Source organism: Microbacterium sp. F2E (assembly GCF_020905435.1).
In the GTDB taxonomy this organism is placed as follows: domain Bacteria; phylum Actinomycetota; class Actinomycetes; order Actinomycetales; family Microbacteriaceae; genus Microbacterium; species Microbacterium lacticum.
In genome coordinates, this window is record NZ_JAJJIB010000002.1 from 228,234 (window position 1) to 235,275 (window position 7,042).

General features: G+C 66.7%; 9 protein-coding genes. 8 read left to right on the forward strand and 1 reads right to left on the reverse strand.

The features are described from left to right. Nucleotides 1-2: 2 nt before the first annotated feature. From rpsG to LOK55_RS03290, 8 genes are all read left to right on the forward strand, one after another. Complete coding sequence (rpsG, locus tag LOK55_RS03255; protein ID WP_018187368.1) at nt 3-473, forward strand: 30S ribosomal protein S7; 471 nt, start codon at nt 3-5, stop codon at nt 471-473. 77 nt (nt 474-550) lie between these two features. Next, nucleotides 551-2,665 carry an elongation factor G gene (gene fusA, locus LOK55_RS03260; RefSeq protein WP_308066629.1) on the forward strand — a complete coding sequence of 705 codons (2,115 nt, stop codon included), beginning with the start codon at nt 551-553 and terminating at the stop codon, nt 2,663-2,665. A gap of 152 nt (nt 2,666-2,817) precedes the next feature. Beyond that, a complete protein-coding gene (gene tuf / locus LOK55_RS03265) occupies nt 2,818-4,011 on the forward strand; it encodes an elongation factor Tu (protein ID WP_229934212.1) in 1,194 nt (397 codons plus the stop codon). A 226-nt stretch (nt 4,012-4,237) separates the two neighbouring features. Continuing rightward, a complete protein-coding gene (locus LOK55_RS03270) occupies nt 4,238-4,759 on the forward strand; it encodes an alternate-type signal peptide domain-containing protein (RefSeq protein WP_229934213.1) in 522 nt (173 codons plus the stop codon). Nucleotides 4,760-4,840: 81 nt separating this feature from the next. Continuing rightward, a complete protein-coding gene (locus tag LOK55_RS03275) occupies nt 4,841-5,371 on the forward strand; it encodes a SipW-dependent-type signal peptide-containing protein (RefSeq protein ID WP_229934214.1) in 531 nt (176 codons plus the stop codon). 104 nt (nt 5,372-5,475) lie between these two features. Beyond that, nucleotides 5,476-5,688 carry a hypothetical protein gene (locus LOK55_RS03280; protein WP_229934215.1) on the forward strand — a complete coding sequence of 71 codons (213 nt, stop codon included), beginning with the start codon at nt 5,476-5,478 and terminating at the stop codon, nt 5,686-5,688. A 20-nt stretch (nt 5,689-5,708) separates the two neighbouring features. Further along, on the forward strand, nt 5,709-6,236 hold the full coding sequence (locus LOK55_RS03285; protein ID WP_229934216.1) for a hypothetical protein: 528 nt from the start codon (nt 5,709-5,711) through the stop codon (nt 6,234-6,236). Further along, nucleotides 6,236-6,637, forward strand: coding sequence for a signal peptidase I (locus LOK55_RS03290; protein ID WP_229934242.1), 402 nt, complete (start codon nt 6,236-6,238; stop codon nt 6,635-6,637). The genes LOK55_RS03285 and LOK55_RS03290 overlap by 1 nt, the downstream gene beginning before the upstream one ends. A 30-nt stretch (nt 6,638-6,667) precedes the next feature. Here the strand turns inward: LOK55_RS03290 and LOK55_RS03295 are convergent. Next, nucleotides 6,668-7,042, reverse strand: a 375-nt coding sequence (locus LOK55_RS03295; RefSeq protein WP_229934217.1) for an integrase core domain-containing protein, incomplete at its 5' end; no start/stop codon positions are given.

Consider the following 7,042-nt stretch of genomic DNA (forward strand, 5'->3'; position numbering starts at 1 on the left):
AGATGCCTCGCAAGGGACCCGCACCCCGCCGCGTCGTCGTCAACGACCCGGTCTACGGTGCTCCGATCGTCACCCAGCTGGTGAACAAGATTCTCGTCGACGGCAAGAAGTCGATCGCCGAGGCCATCGTCTACAACGCCCTGAAGGGCGTCGAGGCGAAGAACGGCCAGGACGCCGTCGCCACGCTCAAGAAGGCGCTCGACAACGTGCGCCCGACCCTCGAGGTCAAGAGCCGCCGCGTCGGCGGCTCGACCTACCAGGTGCCCGTCGAGGTCAAGCCGCACCGCGCGAACACGCTCGCGCTGCGCTGGCTCGTCTCGTACGCGAAGGGCCGTCGTGAGAAGACGATGACCGAGCGCCTGCAGAACGAGATCCTCGACGCCTCGAACGGCCTGGGTGCCGCGGTCAAGCGCCGCGAAGACACCCACAAGATGGCCGAGTCGAACCGCGCCTTCGCGCACTACCGCTGGTAATCAGCGATCCGACGGCCGGTCGGGTGATCCCCGACCGGCCGTCCCACGACATTCGTCACTACACGTAAGGACACCCCGTGGCACAAGAAGTGCTCACCGACCTCAACAAGGTCCGCAACATCGGCATCATGGCCCACATCGATGCCGGCAAGACGACGACGACCGAGCGCATCCTCTTCTACACGGGTGTCAACCACAAGCTCGGCGAGACGCACGACGGCGCGTCGACGACCGACTGGATGGAGCAGGAGAAGGAGCGCGGCATCACGATCACGTCGGCCGCCGTGACCTGCTTCTGGAACAAGCACCAGATCAACATCATCGACACCCCTGGCCACGTCGACTTCACCGTCGAGGTGGAGCGGTCGCTGCGCGTCCTCGACGGCGCCGTCGCCGTCTTCGACGGCAAGGAGGGCGTCGAGCCCCAGTCTGAGACGGTGTGGCGTCAGGCCGACAAGTACGACGTGCCGCGCATCTGCTTCGTCAACAAGATGGACAAGCTGGGCGCCGACTTCTACTTCACCGTCGACACGATCGTGAACCGCCTGGGCGCCAAGCCCCTCGTGCTGCAGCTGCCGATCGGTGCCGAGAACGACTTCATCGGCGTCATCGACCTCGTCGAGATGCGGGCGCTGGTGTGGCCCGGCGACGCCAAGGGTGATGTCACCATGGGCGCCAAGTACGAGGTGCAGGAGATCCCCGAGTACCTGCAGGACCGCGCGGCGGAGTACCGCGAGAAGCTGCTCGAGACGGTCGCCGAGACCGACGAGGCGCTGCTCGAGAAATACTTCGGCGGCGAGGAGCTCACGGTCGCCGAGATCAAGGGCGCGATCCGCAAGCTCACCGTCGGCGGCGAGCTCTACCCGGTGCTGTGCGGTTCGGCGTTCAAGAACCGCGGCGTGCAGCCGATGCTCGACGCGGTCGTCGACTACCTCCCCTCGCCCCTGGACGTGCCCGCCATCGAGGCGCACGACCCCAAGGACGAGGAGATCGTCATCGAGCGTCACCCCGACGCCAACGATCCGTTCGCCGCGCTCGCCTTCAAGGTCGCGGTGCACCCGTTCTTCGGTCGCCTCACCTACATCCGCGTCTACTCGGGTCACCTCGAGTCGGGTGCGCAGGTCATCAACTCGACCAAGGGCAAGAAGGAGCGCATCGGGAAGATCTTCCAGATGCACGCCAACAAGGAGAACCCGGTCGACTCGCTCACCGCGGGCAACATCTACGCCGTCATCGGCCTGAAGGACACCACCACCGGTGACACCCTCGCCGACGTCAGCGCGCCCGTCGTCCTCGAGTCGATGACGTTCCCGGAGCCCGTCATCGAGGTCGCGATCGAGCCGAAGACGAAGGCCGACCAGGAGAAGCTGGGTCTCGCGATCCAGAAGCTCGCCGAGGAAGACCCGACGTTCCGCACCGAGCTCAACCCCGAGACCGGCCAGACCGTCATCAAGGGCATGGGCGAGCTGCACCTCGACATCCTCGTCGACCGCATGAAGCGCGAGTTCCGCGTCGAGGCGAACGTCGGAAAGCCGCAGGTGGCCTACCGCGAGACGATCCGCAAGGCCGTCGAGCGTCACGACTACACGCACAAGAAGCAGACCGGTGGTTCGGGTCAGTTCGCGAAGATCCAGTTCGCGCTCGAGCCCCTCGAGGTCTCGGCCGACAAGACGTACGAGTTCGAGAACAAGGTCACCGGTGGCCGCATCCCGCGCGAGTACATCGAGCCGACCAACCAGGGCTTCCAGGACGCGATGAACGTCGGCGTGCTCGCCGGCTACCCCATCGTGGGCGTCAAGGCGATCCTGCTCGACGGTGCGAGCCACGACGTCGACTCCTCGGAGATGGCGTTCAAGATCGCCGGTTCCATGGGCTTCAAGGAGGCGGTCCGCAAGGCGAACCCCGCCATCCTCGAGCCGCTCATGGCCGTCGAGGTGCGCACGCCCGAGGAGTACATGGGCGACGTCATCGGCGACCTGAACTCGCGTCGTGGCCAGATCCAGTCGATGGAGGACGGCTCGGGCATCAAGATCGTCCGCGCCCTCGTCCCGCTGTCGGAGATGTTCGGCTACATCGGCGATCTGCGCTCGAAGACCTCGGGTCGCGCGGTCTACTCGATGGAGTTCGACTCGTACGCCGAGGTCCCCAAGGCCGTCGCCGACGAGATCGTCCAGAAGAACAAGGGCGAGTGAGCGAATGGATGCCGGGGCCGCGGCTCCGGCATCCATCACCGCCGCCCCGGTGACACACAACTTCATACCCGTAAACTAGAAACATCCCCGTAGAGCACCGGTCGCAATCCAGCGCCCGGAACCTCTACAACGAATGTCCTGAGGAGGACCCAGTGGCCAAGGCCAAGTTCGAGCGGACCAAGCCGCACGTCAACATCGGAACCATCGGGCACGTCGACCACGGCAAGACGACGCTCACCGCCGCGATCTCGAAGGTGCTCGCCGACAAGTACCCGTCGGCGACCAACGTGCAGCGTGACTTCGCGTCGATCGACTCGGCTCCCGAAGAGCGTCAGCGTGGTATCACGATCAACATCTCGCACGTGGAGTACGAGACCCCCAAGCGCCACTACGCGCACGTCGACGCGCCCGGTCACGCCGACTACATCAAGAACATGATCACCGGTGCCGCTCAGATGGACGGCGCGATCCTCGTGGTCGCCGCCACCGACGGCCCGATGGCTCAGACGCGTGAGCACGTGCTGCTCGCCAAGCAGGTCGGCGTTCCGTACCTGCTCGTCGCGCTGAACAAGTCGGACATGGTCGACGACGAGGAGATCCTGGAGCTCGTCGAGCTCGAGGTGCGCGAGCTTCTCTCCTCGCAGGACTTCGACGGCGACAACGCCCCCGTCATCCGCGTCTCGGGCCTGAAGGCTCTCGAGGGCGACGAGAAGTGGGTCCAGTCGGTCCTCGACCTCATGGAGGCCGTCGACGAGTCCATCCCCGACCCGGTGCGTGACAAGGACAAGCCCTTCCTCATGCCCATCGAGGACGTCTTCACGATCACCGGTCGTGGCACGGTCGTCACGGGCCGCGCCGAGCGTGGCACGCTCGCGATCAACTCCGAGGTCGAGATCGTCGGCATCCGCCCGACGCAGAAGACCACGGTCACGGGTATCGAGATGTTCCACAAGCAGCTCGACGAGGCCTGGGCCGGCGAGAACTGTGGTCTGCTCCTGCGCGGCACCAAGCGTGACGACGTCGAGCGCGGCCAGGTTGTCGTGAAGCCCGGTTCGGTCACCCCGCACACCGAGTTCGAGGGCACGGCCTACATCCTCTCCAAGGAGGAGGGTGGCCGCCACAACCCGTTCTTCACGAACTACCGTCCGCAGTTCTACTTCCGCACCACGGACGTCACCGGTGTCATCACGCTGCCCGAGGGCACCGAGATGGTCATGCCCGGCGACACCACCGAGATGAAGGTCGACCTGATCCAGCCGATCGCGATGGAAGAGGGCCTCGGCTTCGCCATCCGTGAGGGTGGTCGTACGGTCGGTGCCGGTACCGTCACCAAGATCATCAAGTAAGCCACTTCACCCGAAAGCCCCCGGTGCTACGGCACCGGGGGCTTTCGTCGTTCAGGGAAGCGGGTAGAGCAACTCAGAATTCCCGCAGGAGTTGCCCAAGTCGCTGTGGTGCCCGATCACGTGGATGAGGATTGTCTCATCTGGGGATACGCGGCCGCCGCCGTGGCGAGCTTCGTCGTGCCTCCATTGAATCCTCCCCCGGATTCCCACGCGAAAGAGAGACACCATGAACAAGCTCGCGAAGGGCTCGGTCGCCGCTGGCGTCGCAGTCCTCCTGCTGCTGGGCGGCGGCGGATCGCTTGCCTACTGGAACGACAAGGCTGGCCTGACCGGCGCGCAGATCGAGGCGGGCGAGCTGACCCTCGCCGTCGAGGACGGCGCGTGGTCGGATGACATCGCGCTCTGGGTGCCGGGTGACACCGACACCTACACGGCCAACCTGTCGCTCACCGCGACGGGCGATCACATGAAGGGCGAGATCACGGTCGACCAGAGTTCGATCGTCTTCGCGCCGACGACCGCCTCGTCCGCGTTCACGGTCACGTTCGCGCCCAACGGCACCCTGCCGGCCGGTGTGACCTACAACAGCACGACGAAGACCTTCTCCTTCTCCGGCGCGGTCACGGCCGACATTCCGGTGAAGGTCACCGTAGCGTTCCCCTACGGTACGGCTGTCGACAACACCACGCAGGGCGCCACGGTCCAGCTCTCCGACATCGCCTTCACGGCGACGCAGCTCGCACCGTAAACAGCGCGTCGCGGGCGGTGGCCCTCGCAGAGGCGAGGACCACCGCCCGCAACGGCTCTGATCGCTGATAGATCACATCCGATGCCTCCACTCCGCCCCGCCGCCGCGCCGCGGCCGACGCCCTTGCGACGCATCGCCGCGTCGGCGTTCGTCGCGGCGACTGTCGTCGTGGCTGCGCTGAGCGGCATCGGGGGAACCTACGCCCTGTGGAACTCCGAGGCGCCGGCGGATGCCGGGACGGTCACCGCGGGCTCCGCGGGACTCACGGCCGCGTGGTCGGGTGCGCAGACCGACCAGGTTTGGTCGAATCTGTTGCCGGGTGAGTTCGCTCAACGGCCGGTCGTGGTGACGAACACCGGTGCGGCGCCCCTCGCCCTCACCGTGGCCGTCGCCGGAACCGGCGCGTTCGAGGTGCGTGCCGCTACCGGCGCGTGCAGCGGCACAGCGCTCACCGCCGCCGCCGCCGATGGCTCAGCGCTCTCGTTGGGCGTGACGCTGCAGCCTGCGGCATCCACGACGATCTGCATCGAGGTGCGCGCCGCAGCCACGGCGTCTCCGGGGCTGACGCTCTGGTTCGCTGCACGATTCGACGGAACGCAGGTGCCACGATGAGATCGAGCGGACGTATTGCGTTCGTCGCCGGTCTGACTACGTTGCTCGTGCTCGCCGGAGGCACGGGTGCGGCAGCCTATTGGAGTGCGCAGGCGCAGGTTCAGATGACGGCGAAAACCGCGACGATCGGGCTCACGCAGGCATCCGCTGTGACGCCGCTCGGCATCACCTACAGTGACTCGGTGCGGAGCGCGGCGGGCTCGCTCACGCTGCAGAACACGGGATCGCGAGCCGCAACCTACAGCGTCACCCTTGCCGCGTCGGCACGGCTGCCTCGTTCGCGGCGACCGGTACGCTCGCGGCCGGGGCGTCAGTGACGCTGTGCGTGCAGACCTCGATGACGTCCGCGAACATCGCGACCTACGCGGGAGGCTCCGCCGACTTGGGGCTCCGCGCGCGGCTCGAATATGCCGCGTCGGATGCGTGGCGCGTCAGCGGCACGGCGGTCGCGTTCACACAGACGGTGTCGGAGGCGTTCACCCCGACGGGCACGTCGATGGTGCCGACCTGCAACGCCTCGTCGGGCCCGTGGTACATCGACATGAACTTCCCCCCGAACGTCGGTCAGCAGGCGAACACCACGTACCGCGCCTGGTTCGCGCGTGAAGCGACTCCGACCACGCGCGTGCTGTACCCGCGCAACAACGCCGGCGATGCGCCCAACGGCTGGTATCCGTACGTGCAGCTCTCGTGGTCGGATTCACGGATCGCGAGCTACCTGAACAGCGCAAACGGCGGTGTCGGCAACTCATGGGTCTTCGTCCAGCAGTCCGTATCAGGCGGCGCGTGGACGTATGTGGCCTACGGAAAGGGGCGCATCGTGCGCGAGGGCAATGACCCCCGACTGTACTGCGGGTGGCAGTGATGGTCGCCGTCTCCGTACCTCATGTCCCCGACACCGCACGCGGCTCGGGCAGATTCGGCGGCCTCTGGCGGGCGATCGTGACCGGCTTCAGCATCGGCGTCCTGTTGCTGGTCGTCGGTATCGGCATCCTGGTGATCGCGGTCCCCGCGGCTGTCGGCGGCATGCCGCTCACGATCCTCACCGGCTCGATGTCGCCCGCGATGCCCCCGGGGACGCTCGTCGTCGTGAAGCCGACGCCCGTTTCCGAGATCGCGGTCGGCGATGTGCTGACCTATCAGCTCGAGTCCGGTGAGCCGACGCTCGTCACCCATCGCGTCGTCGCTCGTCACGCGAGCACCGACTCGGAGGGCGTGACGTTCGTCACACAGGGCGATGCCAACGCGACGCCGGATGGGCCTTGACCCTTGATCGTGGACACGGTGTCGGTTCGGTTATGCCGCTTCCGCGATGGTAGCGGACGTGGTCTCCGCGTAGGCGGTCTCGTAGTTGTTCGGGGTGATCTGGCCGATCGCGGAGTGGCGCCTTCGGGTGTTGTAGCGGTTCGCCCATCGGAACACGGCCCGGTAGGCGGTGGCCTGGTCCGGGAACGCCGCCTGCCCTTCGAGGAGCTCCCGCTTGAGTGTGGCGTTGAAGCTCTCCGCGAGCGAGTTGTCGGCGCTCGTGCCCACCGCACCCATGGACTGGACGACGGTGAGCTGCTCGCAGAGGGCCGCGTAGGCCTTCGAGGCGTAGACGCTGCCGTGGTCGCTGTGGAAGATCGCGCCGGCCAGCGTCCCGCGGTCACGGGCCGCAGCGCGCAGGGCGTC